The sequence below is a fragment of the Mesorhizobium sp. M1C.F.Ca.ET.210.01.1.1 genome, assembly GCF_004791585.1.
Taxonomy (GTDB): Bacteria; Pseudomonadota; Alphaproteobacteria; order Rhizobiales; family Rhizobiaceae; genus Mesorhizobium.
Genome location: NZ_SRUU01000203.1, coordinates 1 through 295, shown reverse-complemented (window position 1 = coordinate 295; position 295 = coordinate 1). Strand labels below are relative to the sequence as shown.

The window sequence follows — 295 nt, the reverse complement described above, 5'->3', positions numbered from 1 at the left end:
CGGCAAGCCTATCATCCTCGCACAAGCTTCGCGGTCTAGTCTTCCGGCCGACAGTCGTGCTGGGAGCCGTTGAATCGTGCCGGAACAGATCCAGAGCATCATCGCGAATTTCAAAAGCTTCGGCGTGAGGCGTCTGGCGCTCATGGGCGGCATCACGGCCCTGGTCATGGCCGTCATCGGCATCGCCTCCGTCTATCTCAACCGACCGGCCTATGAGACGCTCTATGTCGGGCTCGAGCGCTCCGACGTGAATCAGATCGGCCTGGTGCTGGCCGATGCCGGCATCGGCTTCGAT

1 pseudogene is annotated in these 295 nt (G+C 61.7%); it reads left to right on the top strand.

Features of this window, described 5'->3' with window-relative positions:
• Positions 1-76: 76 nt before the first annotated feature.
• Positions 77-295: pseudogene (locus tag EN853_RS33585) on the top strand (flagellar M-ring protein FliF); the annotation flags it as partial.